Origin of the sequence: Xanthomonas sp. DAR33341 (genome assembly GCF_003992815.1) — a bacterium.
Taxonomy (GTDB): Bacteria; Pseudomonadota; Gammaproteobacteria; order Xanthomonadales; family Xanthomonadaceae; genus Xanthomonas; species Xanthomonas cissicola.
The window spans coordinates 1-19,036 of sequence record NZ_QEYV01000031.1 but is presented as its reverse complement, the minus strand read 5'-3'; the positions used below and the strand labels follow the sequence as shown (position 1 = coordinate 19,036).

The following is a 19,036-nucleotide window of genomic DNA, read 5'->3' as shown; positions in this document are numbered from 1 at the left end:
CAATGCTGCGCACAGCAAGCAGCAGCGCTCGCCCACGCAGGCAATGGCCAGCCCTAGGTAGAAGGTTTCGAGAGCGCGCGAAGCGCGACCAGCAGTCATTCCCCAATGCTCTCGCGCAAACGAAGGTTGCTCAGAGCCATGGGCTTGTCAACACGCTGTCACGCCCTGAAGCGGGCTGGCAGACGACCACGGCAATGCCAAGATACTGACACCGCTAGAGTTCGGTTTCGCACGATGGCGATGCGACGTGCTTGGCCTACACTGAAATCAGACAATCCTGACAAGGTTATGGGTAATTTTCTGACAGAAAGAAGTTGCGAGTCGAACGCGGGACCACCTCCGGTGGAAGCCGAATGCGCAGCGAGCGCTCCCCATCCTCCTCGCTCAGTCGTTCCAGGAGGCTCCGCAAGCGGAGATCCCCGCGCGATCGGCTCTTCTACTTCTACTTCTCCCTCAGCCCGCTCTTTCTGAGCTCACTGGGCTTCATCGTTAGGCCGCTGATGGCTCGGCGGGGCCTAAGGAAGGCGGAGCGAGACGGCACGACCAGAGCTTCAGTTGGGGCCAGTGGTGTGATGCCGCCGCTGAGCGTGATGGGGGCTTTCTGGGTCACCTCGGTGCTCAGCGGACTCCCCATGGTTTTGGTGGTGCTCCGGGTGCAGTTGACCAGCTGAAGGACTTCCTAAACGCCTATGCCACTTTCCTGCTGACGTTCAATGCGCCTGAGGTGCTGCCCTTCTCGGACTCAAACCACCAACTCATCCTATCTTGCCCCCGAGTCGCGTTCCTTGAGATTGCCCGCCGTTACTTTCGGCACACATCCAAGAGGAGCGCAGTATGGAAATTGCGGAAGAGCTAGATACGGCACCGGCCAAGCATCGATTGCTGAGAGGATAAAAACTTGGTGGCTAAATCATCACTGGGTGATTCGCCTCTATCTAGGTGGCGCCGTTTGCATGCTTGCCTCCATCGCTCTTTTCCTAAGATCACCAAGCTCTGTTTCTTCAGACGTGGCCTTCTATGCCAGTTGCTCGCTGTTAGCTATCGCTTTCCTTGGAGACACTTACGGGTGGGTGACGCCCAAACTGGGCCATCCTTTGATGAAGATTTCAGTCACAGTATTTGGAGCAATAGCACTCGCAGCAGCAACAGGGGTGGGCAGAGTCGTAGTCAATGAAGCAACCAGCCAGCAGGCATCCCTTTTCCCAACGTCGAGTGCATTGCTCAGCCTGCTCTCCGTTGTGCCCGTGACAGCGACTCTAATGACCGTCCTTGGCGCCATCCCTGCCTTTCTTGCCATGGGATGGGGTCTACTGAAGCTTTCCAGATCCGAAGCCACAAATGGTCACTTAGATGTAATCGTTACTCTGATCAGGGGGCTTTCTGCATTTGTGGTTTTATTTGGAACATCTGCCCTATCGAATAGCCAATCTGTCGTCTACCCAGCTATGCGATGGGTTGCCGCTTACAGTGCTTTCTTCCTTGATTTGCAGCAGGACGCGGCATGCGCTCCACTTGAAGGCGACAAAGTAGCTCGCATCAACGACAACTTGGTGCTTGTCGGCCGGCTTACGGAAGCAGGACCACAGTTCGTCCGGAGAAGTTGTGCTATGACCTCTGAAAGCACCGTTTTGCGGCCGCAAGCTCCCGGACGCATATCATCGACATCCAAAACTTCCAACCCAGCTTCCGCAGTTAAGCTGGATGTCCTCACCCCCGATTCACCATAACGAGCATCGCAATCAAGCAGAACTTCAATTCCGATGAAATAATCCAGGAAAAAGACGCGGAGCCTGCCATAGTGACTGACAAAGAAATCACCGAAAGAATTGTCAACAAGGACAGATCGGCCATACAAGCAGAGCGATTGATTTCACAATCGCTCTCGCAAACCGCATCCACACTGGCGACTATTGCTGGCGGGCTATTGGCTGTCGCCACCATTATGGGATTTTGCCTCCATCTGTCAGGCGATGTAGCTTATTCGACCTATCTTACAGGCGTTGGCGTTCAGCCAACATCCTTCCCACAGGCTGCAGATTGGAAAATCATCCACGGCTATTACGTCACTGTTGTCCAGGGAATTCGGCTTCTGGGCAACATTCCATGGCACATCGTTCTAACAATGATCGGTTTATCTACTTTTGCCATCGTCATGATGCGCGCACCAGTCAAAGAGAATCCCCAACTTAGGGCGTGGCTAGAGCGGCAGCCCTATTGGGTAAGAGAGCCAATCATTACTCTCCTGGGCATGACGGTTTTTCTCAGCGCTGCTGCCGGCGCTGGCTGTTTCATCTTGATTCTAGCGATCGTTCCAGGGCTCGCCGCTGAGAAATATGGAAAAGCTAAAGCGGACGATACGAATCAGCTTATGCAGCACGAGAAATCTGAAGAGATGACGGAACTCTGGAAGGAAGATAAACGGCTGTTGCGAGGCCACATCATCACTACAAACAACGACCTGATCGCCGTCTACGATGCTGATCTCAAGACTACAAGGACTTTACCACGAGACGGCATAGAGATCCGAACACCACTCCAAATTTCAAAGAAATCCAATACAGGATCCCACAATTCGCAGCCCCGATAGGCACATTGGTCACTATGAAGAACGTGCCACCCAGCCGACTTTCGTATTTCCTAACAATCGTGACGTGAACCAGTCCGGCGACGGCTCTAACTATGCCCCGGCTCAACTGAAAATCTTCATCTTGAGGCTGGATCATGCCGGAAATCATGGAACCCACGCGTCTTAGGAAGCTATCAATCGACCTGTGGACTCGCAGCTTCGCCGTTGTCCAGAGGCAGGATGCCCCCCCGCACTGATATCAGTCAGTGAACTTGACTTTAGCCAAAGACATCTTAGCCTCGAAATACTAAATTTACGAGATGAGATATGTTAGCTATTTTCAGATCCGCCATACTTATGATTTTCGGCAGCCTCTGGATTGCATTTACGTTTTCGCTTCTACTATGGGCGTGGCAGGAGCAAATACCAGAAACGAAGGCCAATCAAGTAACTTACAGCAGCAATCAGCGAGAGAAAGGGATTGAGCAGCCAAAGTGAGCAGACCGCCAGCAGGGAACCTGCATTTAAAAGTATTCCAAAAACATCTTCGATAAGAAATTTGCCGAACTGATGGCGAGATTTGCCTCATCCTCTCTTGAAACAAACAACATGAGTGCCGCTGCAAAGATGGCAGCTGCGATCAACGTGAACCAAAGCTTCCACTCAATGAGCTCGCTAATCGTCGCAGTGACGCTGGCCGCTTTTGAGTCGGAATCGTTGAACACCCACCAAGGTAAACGCACGGTGATCAGCGCCGCAAAAATCCACAATAGTAAGTTACTGGAAATTCTGAACACGTAGCTGGAGATCACTTTTCCGTTTGAGGGCATCGAAAGCTCCTTAATTCAAAATTTAGTAGGACAGAGCCTAATACATCCGTGGCATGAAATCATGCAATAGCTAGCTCGCCTAGGATTTCTGTAAAAAAGTACCGTTTGTGTAGACCGGCAATTCGATAGGGGTTGAAAACCTAGCAAGGGTTGCCACCCGGTCCGGCAGGCTCCGTCGATCAATGTAGAACTTCTCCAACACCGTTTGCCCAGTCCCGTGCCCCGTGAGCGCCCCAATCGCGGAAGCCGACACCCCCGCTTCGTCGAGCTTTGAAGCAATGGTATGGCGGAACCCGTGGAACCCCTGGCCCTTCTCCGATACGCCTTGCCGCTTGATGTAAACGGAGAACTGTCGGCTCAGCTGCCGTCCGTAGCCCAGCCCTGTCGAGTTGGGCAGGTCCGGGAACAATCGCTCCACTCCAGCTTGCCTCGCCTCTTCCACGTAGGTGAGGAACCCGGCCTCAATGACCGGCTGAGCCAGCGGGATGAACCGCCGGCTGTGCTTGTTCTTGATGCTCTGCTTCTTCCCGATCTTGCGGACGAAGAAGCCGGGCACGCCGTCGATGGTGTCGATGTCCTCCAGCCGGAGTTGCGCGATCTCGTTGACGCGCGCGCCCGAGTAGAGCCCGAGGATTGGCCCAAACCAGCGATGCGGATACTTCGACGCCCACTTCGGGAACTCCACCGGGTCAAAGATCGCCTTCAACTCGGCGTCCGTGAAAGGCGAGCCCGTGTCTTCCGAATCCGGCGTGGAAATTGCTCGGATGCCTGCCAGTGGGTTCACCGCCAGATGCTTGCCCTCGACCAGCGACACCAGGAACACGCTCAGCCGTTGCCGGTGCTTCGCCATGGTCCACGCCGCCGGCTCCGGCTCCTGGTTCTTCTTGGCCAGCTTGATGACCTCGGGCACCGACAGGTCCCGATAGGCCGGCCGCTTGGTCGCATTGGAAGGCCAGTAGCGCACGCCCTCAAAGAAGGCCCGCACGTGATCCTGGGTCAGCGAGGCCACGGGCACGTCCTTACCGATGATCCCGGCAAACAGGCGCAGCGTGTGACGGCTTTCCAACACGGTCTTCTGATGCAGACGGGCCCCGGCCAGGTCCCTCAAATGATCGGCCATCGCCTTGGACAGCATCAGCGCGTTGGACGCTTGATTGGCAAGGCCCTGACTGGCGCTACGCAACTGTTCCCGACGCTTGGCCACCCTCGCCGACGTGACCTCGACCGGTTCCACCCGGCGGGACCGCTCCATGAGGTCTCCGAACATCGCGGCATCGGCGGGGTTGTCCAGCTGCGCCTGGGCGATGCGCGTGCCGTCCGGCAGCGTCACGTTTCTCAGCGTGAGCTCTTGAATGTCACCACTGCGGACCTTCTTGAGCAGTTCGTCCAGATCCACGGTCATCCCTTTCCGCATGGCATCGAATGCCATCGATAGTGCCACCCCCATCGTGGCCGCCGCCAGCCTGGCGTGGTCCCCACGACGGTTTCCCAGCGATCGGACAAGGTAACGCGAGCCGATGGAGGCTCGAAGATCGGTGGGAACAAAGAAGCGCGCATACAGGCCAGCCGAGCGCGACATCATCAGAGGCTTTGGCAAGATTGATACCTCGATTGATACCTCAAGGGGCATCGCTCGGAATCATCAATCGGCCTGAATATCTAACTCAATCAACCAGTTATGGACTGAGTAGAAGCTCTGGAGCGGGCGATGGGAATCGAACCCACGTCAGTAGCTTGGGAAGCTACAGCTCTACCATTGAGCTACGCCCGCATGGCGCTGGCAGAGTTTATGCGGGTGCAGGTGTCTGGCGCAACGTGCGCAGATAGAACGAGGGCCGGTTGCCCGGCCCTCACGTGTTGCGCATGACCTACCTGTGGCGTACCGCGCCTCAGAAGTTGCCGCTGAAGTTCACGAACAAGGTCGCGTCGCGGGCGCTGCGCTGGGCGGTGGTGGTGCTCAGGCCGATGTTGCTCTGCAGGCCCCACAGCCCGGTGCGGGCACCCAGCACGACAGTGGCGTAGTTGCGATCGAAGTTCTGGCCAGGAACGGTGTACATGCCTACTTCCGGCATCGACTGCAGCCAGGCGCTGGCTTCGCCGCCGTCCTTGAACTCGTGGTCGTAGGTCGCCTGAAGGTACGGCTTGACCATGGCGCCGTCCAGACGCACCTGGAAGCCAACGCGGCCGACCAGCGAATCGATGTCCTGATTGGCGTAGCCCAGCGCGGTGGCGCTGTCGTTGCTTTCGGTGTAGCCGTCGAGCTTGATCTTCTGCCAGGTCAGGCCGGCCACCGGGCCGTACTTGAGGTTGCCTTCGCCCAGCGAATACCCGGCGTTGAGGGCAGCGGTGAGATTGCTGCCGTCGGGGGAGCCGCTGTGCACGCGGGTGGCTGGCCCAAGCTGGACTTCGCGGTCCACGTCGTAGCTCAGCCAGCTGTAGCTGACCTGGGCATTGACCCACACCGGGCCGGTGTACCAGCCGAAGAAGCCGCCCAGGGTGGTGTCGTCCTGCTTGAAGCTGCCGTTGCGGTTACCGAAGTCGGCGTCCATGCGGCCGAAACCGGCAAAACCACCGAACACCAGGTCGCCTGCAGTCCAGTCCACACCGAACAGGCCGGCCGGCGCCATGCCGTCGTACAGGTCCGCATGGTCGTAACGCTGCATGTCGCCGCGCACGCTGCCCCACCAACGCATGCCATCGGCGTCCGGCTTGCCCTCCAGATGCCAGGCCACCTGGTCGGCGCGCGCGCGGCCGCCGGCCTGCGCCGAATGCGTCAGCACCTGCTGCAGACGCGGCGCTTCCAGCAACGAGATGGCGTATTCGCCCAGGATCTGGTGCACCGCCGTGGTCGGGTGAATGCCATCGGCGAACACATAGGTGTTCTGCGCATTGGCGGCGACCAGGCTGGTCGGGTTACAGGCCGGCAGCGGCACGGCCGGGTTGCAGGCGGTGCTGGTGACATTGCTGAAGCCGTAGGTGCCCGGGTTGGCGACGATTTCCTGCAGCAGGTGGAAGGTGTCGACCGGAATCACGCGCAAGCCAGCGGACTGCAGGCCATTGAACAAGGCGGTGTTGTAGGCGGTGGCTGCAGCGGTGCCCTGCGCCATTCCCACGGCGCCGCCCGCACGGAAGCGCGGGGTGAGGCCGACGTCCGGAATGGTCGGCACCATGACGTAGCGCGCGCCGGCATTCTGCAAGGTGGCCACGGCACCGACCTGGGCGGTCACCGCGCTGCCGATGATGGCCTGCGCCTGTGCCGGGGCAAGGGACGCGGCGAGCAGGTCGTTGGCGCCGCCCCACACGGTGTACAGCGCATTGGGGTTGGCGCGGCCGCCGTTGGCGGTGAGATAGGTGGTGATCTGGCTGGTCACCGACGGCGCAGCGCCGAGTGCGCTGACCGAGCTGGCCTGGATGCGCGCACCGCCGGCAGCGTAGTTGTCGCCGGTCTGGCCGTTGCCATTGGGCGCGGCATTGGTGCCGAAATGGTCGCCGACATATTCGGCCCATACCCAACCCGGGTTGGTGGTGAACTTGCCGGTGACCGCGCGCGAGGCGGCCGGCAGCAGCGGATTGTAATACCCGCTGTCGGTGAGGCTGTCGCCGAAGAACACGGTCTGGTCGAAGGCCGACTCGGCCATGGCCGGGGCGGCCGCGATAGCGATGGCCATGGCCATCAGGGAGCGGATCGGGCGAAGTGTTGAAGCCATCGGAATGCCTGCTTGAAGTGAGTGGGACCGGACCGGCGTGCATACGTACGCTGGCGAATGGCACATGGTTCCACCCTCGCCGCCCGCGCTCACGCTGCATTGCCGCATAACGCAAAAACGCGCGCCGGAGCGGCACGCGATGCAACAATGATGCCATGAACATTCAACTCAACGGCACTCCGCGCTCGCTTCCCGACAACTTGCTTCTGTCCGCCCTGCTGGAGCAGGAAGGCCTAGCACAGCGCCGCGTCGCGGTAGAGGTCAATGGCGAAATCGTGCCGCGCGGACGGCATGCAGATCACGCATTACGCGAGGGCGATGTGGTGGAAATCGTGCACGCGCTGGGCGGCGGCTGATGCGCCGCGCAGGCCGGCGCATCAGCGCCCGATCGGTGATAATTGCCGCATGACGAATCCCGCCCCCTCTGATGCGCTGGTCATCGCCGGCAAACACTACCGTTCGCGCCTGCTCACCGGCACCGGCAAGTTCAAGGATCTGGACGAAACCCACCTGGCCACCGAAGCCGCCGCGGCCGAAATCGTCACCGTCGCCATTCGCCGGGTGAATATTGGCCAGGATCCCAACGCACCCAGCCTGTTGGATGTGCTGCCGCCGGAGCGCTACACGCTGCTGCCCAACACCGCCGGCTGCTACACCGCTGAAGACGCGGTGCGCACGTGCCGGCTGGCGCGCGAACTGCTGGACGGCCACAGCCTCACCAAGCTGGAGGTGCTGGGCGACGAGAAGACGCTGTACCCGGACGTGGTGCAGACGCTCAAGGCCGCCGAGCAACTGGTCGCCGACGGCTTCGACGTCATGGTCTATACCTCCGACGATCCGATCCTGGCCAAGCGGCTGGAAGAGATCGGCTGCGTGGCGGTGATGCCGCTGGCAGCGCCGATCGGCTCGGGCCTGGGTATCCAGAACAAATACAACCTGCTGGAAATCATCGAGAACGCCAAGGTACCGATCATCGTGGATGCCGGCGTGGGCACCGCCTCGGATGCGGCGATCGCGATGGAGCTGGGCTGCGATGGCGTCCTGATGAACACCGCCATTGCCGGCGCACGCGATCCGATCCTGATGGCCAGCGCCATGCGCAAGGCGGTCGAGGCCGGACGCGAGGCCTTCCTGGCCGGGCGCATTCCGCGCAAGCGCTATGCGTCGGCGTCGAGCCCGGTGGATGGCGTGATTGGATGAGTCGGTGGTCTGCTGGCGCCGTGTGTTCGACCGTGTGCAATACGCAACCGCCAGGCGGTGGCCGCTCCACAATGGGCGTGATCGGATCCGGCATCGCTTCGCCCATACCCTCATCCCAACCCCCGCTCTGCGCCCCGGCCCGCGCCTGCGTCGCGGGCGCTCCTCGGCACGCGCGCCCACGGCGCGCAAGCTGTGCCTCCTCGCCCCGGTGGGAGAGGGGCTTTTTTGAGCTCCTGCGTGGCGCGCGATGTGGTTGTCGCGCACGTGCGGAGCATGTGTCTGCTGACGTGACCGACCTTTCATGACCGATCCTTTCACCAGCGACGGCGCCAAGATGCCGCCCAAACCCTTCACCATCGAAGAGGGCCGCCGCCAAGTGCGCAGCTTCGTGTTGCGCCAGGGGCGCTTCACGCCTGCGCAGCAGCGCGCCTTCGACGCGCTGTGGCCGCGGTTCGGACTGGACTACACCGGTGCACCGCGCGATCTGGATGCCACCTTCGGCCGCAGCGCCCCCAAGGTACTGGAGATCGGTTTCGGCAACGGCGCCGCGCTGCGCTTCGCCGCCCAGCATGACCCCAGCCGCGACTACATCGGCATCGAGGTGCACGCGCCCGGTGTAGGCCGCCTGCTCAATGCGCTGGACGAAGACGGCAGCGCGCATGTGCGCCTCTACCACCACGACGCGGTGGAAGTGCTGGAACGCGAAATCGCCGATGGCGCGCTGGACGAGGTGCGCATCTACTTCCCGGACCCGTGGCACAAGAAGCGGCACAACAAGCGCCGCCTCATCCAGCCGGCCTTTGCGCAGTTGCTGGTGCGCAAGCTGCGCCAGGGCGGCCGCCTGCATGCCGCCACCGACTGGGCCGATTACGCCGAACAGATGTGGGACGTGCTCGATGCCACCGACGGACTGGTCAACCGCGCCGGCCCGCGCGGCCACGTCGAACGCCCGGCCTGGCGACCGCAGACCCACTTCGAAACCCGCGGCCAGAAGCTTGGCCATGGCGTGTGGGATCTGTTGTACGACCGGGATTCGGGTGTGGGGATTGGGGATTCGTAACAGCGCCTTCCCGCACAATCGACGCCGCAGCAGCTCAACGAATCCCCACTCCCGAATCACGAATCCCGGCCACTAATGGACACCGCGCTGACGCTGACCAACGATATGAAGCTCGTCCTCGGGCTGGTCGGCTTCACGATGGCGATGTTCCTGTTCGAGCGCATTCGCGCCGACGTGGTGGCGTTGATCGTGCTGGTGGTGCTGGGCGTCACCGGGCTGGTGGCGCCGGAAGAACTGTTCGGCGGTTTTTCCGGTAACGCGGTGATGAGCATCATCGCCACCACCATCCTCGGCGCAGGCCTGGAACGCACCGGCGCGTTGAACCGGCTGGCCAGCTGGTTGCTGCGGCGCTCGCACGGCAGCGAGCAGCGGCTGATGATGATGACGCTGGGCATCTCCGGTTTGAACTCGTCATTCATGCAGAACCCGTCGGTGATGGCGTTGTATCTGCCGGTGGCCTCGCGCCTTGCCGCACGCACCGGGCTCACCCTGCAGCGCATGCTGCTGCCGATCGCTTCGGCCATCGTGATGGGCGGTGCACTCACCATGGTGGGTAACTCGCCGTTGATCCTGCTCAACGACCTGCTGGTGTCGGCCAACAACAACCTGCCCTCGGGCATGGCCAGCATCGAGCCCTTGACGATGTTCGCGCCGCTGCCGATCGGCGTGGCCTTGCTGATCGCGGCGCTGCTGTACTTCCGCTTCTATGGCGACCGCAAGCTGATCGAGGAAGAGCGCCTGATCAACGAAGGCGTGACGCCGTCGCGCACCGAAAGCTATTTCGCCAAGACCTACGGCATCGATGGCGATGTGTTCGAGCTCATCGTCACCGCCGAAAGCCCCCTGGTCGGCATGACCCTGGGGGAAGCCGAGGCCCTGCACGATGCGCCGCTGCTGCTGGCGCTGAAGACCGGCAACGACACCCGTCTGGCGCCGCCGGCGGACATGCGCATCTGGGTCGGCAGCGTGCTGGGCGCGATGGGCCGGCGCCAGGAGGTGGCCGACTTCGCGCAGAACCATTTCCTGCGCATGTCCTCGCGGCTGCGCAACCTGGGCGATCTGTTCAACCCGAGCCTGGCGGGCATTTCCGAAGCGGTCATCCCGCCCAATTCGCGGTTGATCGGCAAGAGCGCCGGCGAACTGCGGCTGCGCAAGCAGGCCGGCATCAGCCTGCTGGCGATCAACCGCGACAAACAGGTCATCCGCGAGGACGTGCGCAACGTGCCGCTGCGCGCCGGCGACATGCTGGTCTTCCACAGCATCTGGCAGGACCTGGCGCAGGCGGCGGAAAGCCGCGACTTCGTGCCGGTCACCGATTTCCCGAAGGGCGAACAACGCCCGCACAAATTCAAGATCGCCATGGCGATCTTCGCCTTCACCATCTTGATCGCGCTGACCTCCAAGCTGCCGGTGGCACTGACGCTGATGACCGGCGTGGCCTGCATGCTGGTGGCCGGCGTGCTGCGCATGGACGAGGCCTACGCCTCGATCAACTGGAAGACCATCTTCATGATGGCCGGGCTGATTCCCCTGGGTTGGGCGATGGACAGCAGCGGCACCGCTGCCTGGGTCGCCGGCCACACCATCGACCGCCTGCCCGAAGGCATCCCGGTGTGGGCGCTGGAAATCAGCCTGGCACTGCTGACCACCGCGTTCTCGCTGGTGATCAGCCATGTGGGTGCGACCATCGTGATGGTGCCCATCGCGGTCAACCTGGCGTTGGCGGCCAACGGCAACCCCACCGCCTTCGCACTGATCGTGGCGCTATCGGCATCCAACAATCTGATGACCGCCTCCAACCCGGTGATCTCGATGGTCGCCGGCCCGGCCAACTATCAGCCGCGCGAACTGTGGCGCGTGGGCGCACCGCTGTCGCTGATCTACATCGTGGTGATGGTGGCGATGATCAACCTGATGTTCTGGTGGGCGGCGCGCTGAGGGCGGCGATACGCCGGCGGATGCCGCACTCATTGCACGCGCCATGCAGCGACCACGCCAGACACCGGCGGGCCGCTGCACTCTGCGCGTAGGTCGCGGCCCGGTCGTCGCGCGCGCCGGCCATCTTCGACGCGCGCAGCGCTCCCGTTCTTCGGTGACGTTCTGTCTTGCGCAGGGCACGCAGGCCGCGCTGCGGGCGCTGCCCTAGGCGAGCAGCACCTGCCCTGCCTCGATGCGCACCGGCACTGCGACCAGCGATTGGCCGCGACACGGCCCGCTGATGCATTCGCCTGCCCACAGCTCGAATGCAGCGCCGTGCGCGGCGCAGACCAGATGGCCGTCCGCGGTCTTGAGAAACTGACCCGGCGCCCAGTCCAGTCGTCGGCCGGCATGCGGACAGACATTCAACCAGGCACGCACCTGCTCGCCGTCGCGGTACAGCACCAGCGATTCGGCACTGCCGCCCCACACCGCCTCCACTTCCAGCACTCCGGCATCGGGAATCTGCGCGACGGCGACAAGCGGGACGGGCGATGGCGCGGACATTGGCACTGGCTGCTGACGGTGGGCGGCGATTGTGGCATGCGCATGGCTACGGTCGCTGCCGGCGGCCTGTAGTGCAGTCAGGCGAACCTGACGACCGTCATGGGCGTGCGCTTGCCCGCGATGTGATGCCCTTAACAAAACAGACGTCGATTTAACGAAGTTTTCACTCAATGACATGAAACCGCAACGATACTGCGCGCTCGTTTCCTGCCCGGCAGCCCACCGCCATGCCTGCACGCATTTTCCAATCCGGCCACCTGCATCACCTGTTTGCGCCGCGCAAGCCGCGTCACCCACTGGTACGCGTCGCTGCCGGCCTTGCCGGGCTGGCCATTCTTGCGGTGCTGATCTTCTTCAGCGTCTTCGTGGGTGCGGCGATGATCCTGGGCGGCATCACCTGGAAGCTCCTGAGCAAGTCGAACCGGCGGGCGCCGCAGCAGGCGCGCGTGGTCGATGCCGAATACCGCGTGGTGCGCAAGCCTGCGCTGCCGATGTCGCACTGAGGCCTGCGCGGCACGCCTGCCGAGCCGGTCCACACTCTCACTGCATCGCATCGGCATGTCGACGGACATGCCGATGTCGTTTGCACGCCAAGATGCATCTACTGCGATGTGCCGGCCGCTGCCCGGTGCGCCATTGCCGAAGGTTCCGTCGTACGCCGTAGAGCGGCTAGACTCACGCGTCCCGTTCCGAGGATGCGCGCATGACCCACGATGTGATTCCCGCTGCCGATGTTCCGCGTATTCCGGTGATCGGCGGCGGCAATTTTCCGGTGCATCGCATCTATTGCGTCGGCCGAAACTTCGCCGACCACGCGCGCGAAATGGGTGCCAGCGCGCCGGCATCGAAGGCAGAACGCGGCCAGCCGACGTTCTTCACGAAACCCGCCGACGCCATCGTGGTCGGCCACGGTGACCACATCGCCTATCCGCCCGGCACCCGGGAGCTGCACCACGAAGTGGAACTGGTGGTCGCGCTGGGCAGCGATGCGCCGGCGGGCGAAGTGCCGGTGGACCAGGCCGAGGCGTTGATCTACGGCTATGGTGTGGGGCTGGACCTGACCCGGCGCGATCTGCAGGCCGCTGCCAAAGCCAAGGGCCTGCCCTGGGATACCGCGAAGGGCTTCGACCAGTCCGCGCCGATCAGCGAACTGGTGCATGCCGGCGAGGTGGGCGCACTGGATGCGCTGAACCTGTCGCTGGAAGTCAACGGGCAGGTACGCCAGCAGTCGTTGCTGGATCAGATGATCTGGAGCGTGCCGGAAATCCTGCACGAGCTCTCCAAACTCTACGCACTGCGCGCCGGCGATCTGATCTTCATGGGCACACCAGCCGGCGTGGGGCCCTTGCTGCCGGGCGACCAGTTCAGTGCGCGCCTGGAGAACGTGGCCGAGCGCCACGGCATCATCGCGGGCTGACATCGGCCGGGCTAGGATCGGCTCAGCGGCAGTTGGTCCGCGACCGCATCAGGAGTGCGCTATGGGAATGGTCAGCGAATTCAAGCAATTCGCGATGCGCGGCAACGTCATCGATCTTGCGGTCGGTGTGGTCATCGGCGCGGCGTTCGGCAAGATCGTCACCGCATTGGTGGAAAAGATCATCATGCCGCCGATCGGCTGGGCCATCGGCAACGTGGATTTTTCGCGCTTGGCGTGGGTACTCAAGCCGGCCGGGGTCGACGCTACCGGCAAGGAGATTCCGGCCGTGGTGATCGGCTACGGCGATTTCATCAACACCGTCGTGCAATTCGTGATCATCGCCTTCGCGATCTTCCTGGTGGTCAAGCTGATCAACCGTCTCAGCCATCGCAAGCCCGATGCGCCCAAGGGACCGAGCGAAGAAGTGCTGTTGCTGCGCGAGATCCGCGATAGTCTCAAGAACGACACACTCAAGCCGCCGGTTGCGCCGTAAACGGCCCCATCCGCCGTGCGCGCGGCACGGGACAATGACCTTTCACACGCCGACAGGGGACCTTGCGCTGATAAGCTCGAGGTCCCCCTGTCGTTTGGAGCCGCCTGCATGCGTCGCCTCGCTGTCGCCATTTCCGCCCTGCTCGCCTGCTCGTCTGCGCTCGCCGCGCAGACCACCATTCCCGACAGCGCGTTGCGCACCGCCGCACAGCTGCGCGAGCAGGCGCTGGGCGACACGACCGGCTTTGCAGTGGTGGAATCGCTGACCACCGAAGTGGGCCCACGCATCGCCGGTGGCGAAGCCGATCCGCGTGCAGTGGCCTGGGCCAAGGCCAAGTTCCAGGCCTTGGGCTTCGACAAGGTGTGGACCGAGCCGGTAACCTTTCCCAAGTGGGAGCGGCGTAGCGAACACGCTGCGGTGCTGGGCGCGCATGCACAACCGCTGACCATCACGGCCCTGGGCGGCAGCCCGGGCGGCAGTGTCGAGGGTGAGGTGGTGCGCTTCGCGACCCTTGCCGCGTTGCAGGCCGCGCCCGCAGGCTCGCTGGCCGGCAAGATCGCCTTCGTGGACTATCAAATGGTCAAGGCGCGCGACGGCAAGGATTACGGCAATGGCGGCGCGGTGCGCAGCAAGGGCCCCTCGGAAGCGATCCGCAAGGGCGCGATCGGCTTCGTGATGCGTTCGGCCGGCACCGATTCGCATCGCGTGCCGCATACCGGCATCACCCGGTTCGACGAGGGGCTCACGCCGGTGCCGGCAGCGGCCCTGTCGGTGCCCGACGCCAACCAGCTCGCGCGCCTGGCCGCCCTGGGCGCCACACGCATCCGCCTGAGCCTGGATTGCGGCTGGGACGGCACTGCCACGTCGTACAACGTGATCGGCGAAATCACCGGCCGCAGCAAGCCCAAGGAAGTGGTGGTGATCGGCGGGCACCTGGATTCCTGGGATCTGGGCACCGGCGCGATCGACGACGGCGCTGGCGTGGCGATCACCATGGCGGCCGGCCATCTGATCGGGCAACTGAAGCAGGCTCCCAAGCGCAGCATCCGCGTGGTGGCCTTCGCCAACGAAGAACAAGGCCTGTACGGCGGCAAGGCCTATGCCGCCGCGCACGGCAAGGATGCCAAGGACATGGCGCTGCATCAGATCGGCGCGGAGAGCGACTTCGGCGCAGGGCGGATCTATGCATTCAATACCGGCTCCGCAGCGCCGGACGCGTCGCGCGCAGCGACGAGGCAGATTGCCGAGGTGTTGGCACCACTGGGCATCGAATACGCACCGACCAAGGGCGGGCCCGGCCCGGACGTCGGCCCGATCTCCGCCAAGGGCGGTGCCTGGGCATGGCTGGCGCAGGACGGCACCGACTACTTCGATCTGCACCATACCGCCGACGACACCCTGGACAAGATCGACCCGAAGGCGCTCGCGCAGAACGTGGCCGCCTACACCGTGTTCGCGTATCTGGCGGCCGAAGCCGATGGCGATTTCGGCAGCCGCGCCCGCGCTGTACAGCCGCCGGGCGAGTAAGCTGGCAGCGCATCGCCCGCTTGCGCTTCTACTCCAGGACGAGCACACACGATGGTGGTCAAGCGCAAACGCAGTGCGAACACCGCGGCGACGTTGCTGGATGTCGCCAAGCATGCAGGCGTGTCGCCGATGACCGCCTCGCGCGTGATCAACCGCCACCCGCATGTCGGGCAGGACATGCGGGAGCGGGTGGAAGCGTCGGTACAGGCGCTGGGCTACCGGCCCAATCTGGCGGGCCGCTCGTTGCGCACCAGCGGCCTGCTGCGTATCGGCGTGCTGTACAGCAACCCGAGCGCGGCCTATCTCAATCAATTCATGCTGGGCCTGCTCGAACAGAGCAGCCTCAATGGCAGCCAGGTACTGGTGGAAAAATGCGGCGCCATCCGCAGCCAGCGCGCCGCCACCGAGCGTCTGCTGGCAGCCGGCGTGGACGGCGTGATCCTGCCGCCGCCGCTCTGCGATTCGCGTCAGACCATCGCCGAACTGGATGCACGCGGGATTCCGGTGGTGGCCGTGGCCAGCGGCGCACCGATGGCGCAGATCAGCTCGGTGCGTATCGACGACTATCAGGCGGCGCGCGCCATCGTCGCGCATCTGATCGAGCTCGGGCATCGGCGCATCGCCTTGATCAAGGGCGATCCGAAACATACGCCGAGCGCGCTGCGTGCCAACGGGTACGCCGACAGCCTGCAGGCGGCCGGTCTGGAGATCGCCGACGACCTGATCGCAGACGGGCTGTTCACCTACCACTCCGGCCTGCTCGCCGCGCGCAGCCTGCTCGCCCGTCCGCAGCCGCCGACCGCGATCTTCTGCAGCAACGACGACATGGCCGCCGCCGCGGTCGCCGTTGCGCACGGATTGGGATTACGCGTGCCCGAGGACGTCTCGGTGGCCGGGTTCGACGACACGCCGGTGGCCACCACCATCTGGCCCGAACTCACCACCGTGCATCAACCGGTGGCCGCAATGGGGCGTGCGGCTGTGTCGTTGCTTGCAGACGCCATTCGCCGACGGCGCAAGGGTGATGCTGCCCAAGGCGTGCACCAGGTCATGAAATACACCGTAGTCAAACGTGGTTCGACGGCTGCGCCGCCGCCGGAAGCATGAAGGCCTGACAGGGAATTTGCCCCGTCGTCCAGACAACATGAAAGCGTGGAAATACTTCCTCAGGATGGGGGCAGGTGTTGCCGACGCGCTAGATGAACATTTTGAGTAGTCTTTAACAGCTTCGAAGCTGAGCGCCGAGGGGGCAGTTCCTGTGTGGCGAACGTGACACAGCTGAAATCTTGCATTTCGCTGGCCGCTCCACTGCTTGCATCCGGACCAAACAGAACACGCGGCAGCACAGCCACCACGAAACGACCATCCTGCAGCTTGGCAAGCGCAACTCCGCTGTGATTCAGCCCACCGGTCCCAGCCGGCGCTTCATGCGAGATCCGCTGCAACACATTTCCGGCAGCAAACTCTTCGGCGCTTAACGCACGCAACCAGTAGCCATGCCCCAACATCCGATACTCGATCCACCGATCGCTGCGCAGCGCCACCCCCAACGTATGCAACACATTCCTGACCTCCGGACGTAGGCAGGCCAGGTGCAGATGCAGTTGATCCTGCGTACCCCACCCATCCGCATCGAATGTCAACGCGATGGCGGTGTCGGGAATTGGCTTCCCCCACTCCTTTGACAATAGATCACGTGCCTGCCATGCGAACTTAAAGTAATCAGGATTATTCGATGCATTCAGCCACGACGCATTCGAACCCAATGTTCTTGCAAGCGGCACAAATAGCAAATGAAGCGAGCCAGTCGGGGATCGCAATACCACATAATGGCGCCCAGGATTCACCACCAAGCATGGCGCCGGATTATTGCCGTGCAAAAAACCCGGCACGCACTGCTCACTGATGGTGCGCCACAATGTTCCGATCTTTGTCAGATAGACCATCATTCCGAAAATACACAGCAGTATCGCAACCAACGTAACGCTTACCCACCATTCCAGTGGTTGTCGCAACATCCTTACCATAGTTCCCGCTACCAGATCTTACGAAAAAGCAGGCACCGCGAACGGTGCCTGCCGACCCTTCTTGACAACAGCGGCGAAGCGCTATCGTCTGCAGCTCACCCTACTCACCAGACAATACCCGCACCGACCGCGACGCCTGCATCGCCGCTAGTATTGGTGCTTGCATTGATATTGAGCAGGTAACGACCGCTCTCACTGATCTTCGAAACACCCAGCGCTATCGCCTGCTCGCCTCGAAAAGAACTCAGTGCAAACCCTGCAGCGTTCTGACCAGGCTGATATGCCCGGGGTAAGGTCGCCATTGCCATCGCCGCCGCTACGCCGCCGCTGGCACGTCGGTCTGCCCGATCGACGCGCGCATCGGTATAGCCGCGCGACCAGTCTCGTGCATCGCTGACTTCCTGCTTCAACTGACCAAGGTTAACTGCATCCGTACTCTAGGTTCCGGCGGCGACATTAGTGATCTGGCGTGCCCCGCTAGCCGAACCAACTGACACCGTATTTTCCCTGTCGGCAACGGAACCAGCGCCAAGCGCCACACTATTGTCAGCACTGGCATTGGAACCCGCCCCGATCGCAGTGGCGTTGGCGCCGGAAGCGATAGCACCGGCACCGATAGCACTGGAGCTATCGCCAGAAGCGACGCTCGATTCGCCATAGGCTGACGCCTTGTCTCCCGTTGCCTGGGCACCACTACCCGATGCAGTGGACTGGTCGCCGGAAGCGATAGTATTTTCACCAATAGCGGTAGCATCTGCGCCACTAGCGTTACTATTATCGCCGTAAGCCGCAGCACCAGCGCCATCCGCATTAGCGCCTTGTCCCGACACACTGCCTCCACCAGCGCCGATAGATATTTCAGCCACTGATGCAGTCACGCTAGCCAACCCGTCCTGCATAGCCAGCAGGGACTCGTTGGTTTCGCTCAGCTGTTGGTTGATGGCAAAGAGTTGTGCACCGTTGATGGCATCTGTGGAGGAAGCTGATACAGCACCGGCGCTGAGATTGCTCAATCGTTGCGTGCTTCCGGGGTCTGCAACCGACCCACCCGACTCCGTCAGTACCAGTGTATTGGATGCCTCCGCCCTCTGAACGACGCCACCACCCCCACTTATGACAGATCCAGATAGATCTGTAAGTTTATTGTCCAACGCAGTGAAAGCCGAACCGACATCGCTGTAGACTTTCTTCTGGATCGTATAGGACGGCGCGATGTTGCTCGCGATGTTTGCCCCGCCGCCCAGATAACTGTTGACACTCTGCTGCTGGGTATACAGCTGCCCACCCGTGATCGCATCGGTCGAAGTGGAGGCCACGCTGCCCGCCGCAAGGTTGGACAGCTTCTGCGCCGTTCCCGGGCTGGCCGCCGAACCGGACGAGGACGTCAGCACCACGGTATCTTTCGCCGTCGCGCTATCGCCACGCTGCACGACACCCGTGGTGCCGCTGACGACGCTTTCATTGAGCGTTGTCAGATTCGTATCCACCGCATCGAGTGCGGTGCCTACACTGTTGTAGGCAGACTTCTGGATCGTATAGGACGGCGCAGTGCCGGTAGCAACATCTGCCTTACCGCCCAGATAGCTGTTGACGCGCTGCTGCTGGGTGTACAGCTGCCCACCCGTGATCGCATCGGTCGAAGTGGAGGCCACGCTGCCCGCCGCAAGGTTGGACAGCTTCTGCGCCGTTCCCGGGCTGGCCGCCGAACCGGACGAGGACGTCAGC

General features: G+C 62.4%; 17 protein-coding genes, 1 tRNA gene and 1 pseudogene. 11 read left to right on the top strand and 8 right to left on the bottom strand.

Annotated elements, in window-relative coordinates:
- Window positions 1–785: 785 nt before the first annotated feature.
- Window positions 786–1,727: a hypothetical protein gene (locus EO156_RS15595; protein WP_125871421.1), complete on the top strand. Its 942-nt coding sequence runs from the start codon at window positions 786–788 to the stop codon at window positions 1,725–1,727.
- Between the two features lie 71 nt (window positions 1,728–1,798).
- Window positions 1,799–2,587, top strand: a complete 789-nt coding sequence (locus EO156_RS15590) for a hypothetical protein (protein WP_124632092.1) — start codon at window positions 1,799–1,801, stop codon at window positions 2,585–2,587.
- A gap of 503 nt (window positions 2,588–3,090) precedes the next feature.
- Here EO156_RS15590 and EO156_RS15585 read toward each other — a convergent pair.
- The 4 genes from EO156_RS15585 to EO156_RS15570 all read right to left on the bottom strand — a co-directional run bounded on the left by EO156_RS15585 (window position 3,091) and on the right by EO156_RS15570 (window position 7,070).
- Window positions 3,091–3,396, bottom strand: coding sequence for a hypothetical protein (locus EO156_RS15585; RefSeq protein WP_124632093.1), 306 nt, complete (start codon window positions 3,394–3,396; stop codon window positions 3,091–3,093).
- Between the two features lie 79 nt (window positions 3,397–3,475).
- Window positions 3,476–5,026: a site-specific integrase gene (locus EO156_RS15580; RefSeq protein WP_016851488.1), complete on the bottom strand. Its 1,551-nt coding sequence runs from the start codon at window positions 5,024–5,026 to the stop codon at window positions 3,476–3,478.
- A gap of 67 nt (window positions 5,027–5,093) precedes the next feature.
- Window positions 5,094–5,167: transfer RNA gene (locus EO156_RS15575), tRNA-Gly, on the bottom strand.
- A 118-nt stretch (window positions 5,168–5,285) separates the two neighbouring features.
- Window positions 5,286–7,070, bottom strand: a complete 1,785-nt coding sequence (locus tag EO156_RS15570; RefSeq protein ID WP_005929918.1) for an autotransporter domain-containing esterase — start codon at window positions 7,068–7,070, stop codon at window positions 5,286–5,288.
- Between the two features lie 188 nt (window positions 7,071–7,258).
- Here EO156_RS15570 and thiS point away from each other — a divergent pair, with 188 nt between their 5' ends.
- From thiS to EO156_RS15545, 4 genes are all read left to right on the top strand, one after another.
- The gene (gene thiS / locus EO156_RS15565) at window positions 7,259–7,459 is read left to right on the top strand and encodes a sulfur carrier protein ThiS (protein ID WP_003487182.1); all 201 of its coding nucleotides are present in this window, start codon (window positions 7,259–7,261) and stop codon (window positions 7,457–7,459) included.
- A gap of 49 nt (window positions 7,460–7,508) precedes the next feature.
- Window positions 7,509–8,303, top strand: coding sequence for a thiazole synthase (locus EO156_RS15560; RefSeq protein WP_016851487.1), 795 nt, complete (start codon window positions 7,509–7,511; stop codon window positions 8,301–8,303).
- Window positions 8,304–8,604: 301 nt separating this feature from the next.
- On the top strand, window positions 8,605–9,363 hold the full coding sequence (gene trmB / locus EO156_RS15550; RefSeq protein WP_016851486.1) for a tRNA (guanosine(46)-N7)-methyltransferase TrmB: 759 nt from the start codon (window positions 8,605–8,607) through the stop codon (window positions 9,361–9,363).
- Window positions 9,364–9,438: 75 nt separating this feature from the next.
- Complete coding sequence (locus EO156_RS15545) at window positions 9,439–11,301, top strand: SLC13 family permease (RefSeq protein WP_016851485.1); 1,863 nt, start codon at window positions 9,439–9,441, stop codon at window positions 11,299–11,301.
- Window positions 11,302–11,505: 204 nt separating this feature from the next.
- On the opposite strand, the gene EO156_RS15540 is transcribed toward EO156_RS15545, so the two are convergent.
- Complete coding sequence (locus EO156_RS15540) at window positions 11,506–11,847, bottom strand: Rieske (2Fe-2S) protein (RefSeq protein WP_016851334.1); 342 nt, start codon at window positions 11,845–11,847, stop codon at window positions 11,506–11,508.
- A gap of 227 nt (window positions 11,848–12,074) precedes the next feature.
- On the opposite strand from EO156_RS15540, the gene EO156_RS15535 reads away from it, so the two are divergent.
- The 5 genes from EO156_RS15535 (at window position 12,075) to EO156_RS15515 (ending at window position 16,391) form a co-directional block, all read left to right on the top strand.
- Window positions 12,075–12,350, top strand: coding sequence for a hypothetical protein (locus EO156_RS15535; RefSeq protein ID WP_016851335.1), 276 nt, complete (start codon window positions 12,075–12,077; stop codon window positions 12,348–12,350).
- Window positions 12,351–12,550: 200 nt separating this feature from the next.
- The gene (locus EO156_RS15530) at window positions 12,551–13,264 is read left to right on the top strand and encodes a fumarylacetoacetate hydrolase family protein (protein ID WP_016851336.1); all 714 of its coding nucleotides are present in this window, start codon (window positions 12,551–12,553) and stop codon (window positions 13,262–13,264) included.
- A 61-nt stretch (window positions 13,265–13,325) separates the two neighbouring features.
- The gene (gene mscL, locus EO156_RS15525) at window positions 13,326–13,757 is read left to right on the top strand and encodes a large-conductance mechanosensitive channel protein MscL (protein ID WP_016851337.1); all 432 of its coding nucleotides are present in this window, start codon (window positions 13,326–13,328) and stop codon (window positions 13,755–13,757) included.
- A 108-nt stretch (window positions 13,758–13,865) separates the two neighbouring features.
- Window positions 13,866–15,284: a M28 family peptidase gene (locus tag EO156_RS15520; protein ID WP_016851338.1), complete on the top strand. Its 1,419-nt coding sequence runs from the start codon at window positions 13,866–13,868 to the stop codon at window positions 15,282–15,284.
- 51 nt (window positions 15,285–15,335) lie between these two features.
- A complete protein-coding gene (locus EO156_RS15515; protein ID WP_016851339.1) occupies window positions 15,336–16,391 on the top strand; it encodes a LacI family DNA-binding transcriptional regulator in 1,056 nt (351 codons plus the stop codon).
- A gap of 59 nt (window positions 16,392–16,450) precedes the next feature.
- On the opposite strand, the gene EO156_RS15510 is transcribed toward EO156_RS15515, so the two are convergent.
- From EO156_RS15510 to EO156_RS15500, 3 genes and pseudogenes are all read right to left on the bottom strand, one after another.
- A complete protein-coding gene (locus EO156_RS15510; protein ID WP_157382240.1) occupies window positions 16,451–17,233 on the bottom strand; it encodes a CDP-diacylglycerol diphosphatase in 783 nt (260 codons plus the stop codon).
- 182 nt (window positions 17,234–17,415) lie between these two features.
- Window positions 17,416–17,721, bottom strand: coding sequence for a YadA-like family protein (locus EO156_RS15505; protein ID WP_070996140.1), 306 nt, complete (start codon window positions 17,719–17,721; stop codon window positions 17,416–17,418).
- Between the two features lie 27 nt (window positions 17,722–17,748).
- A pseudogene (locus tag EO156_RS15500) lies at window positions 17,749–19,036 on the bottom strand (hypothetical protein); the annotation flags it as partial.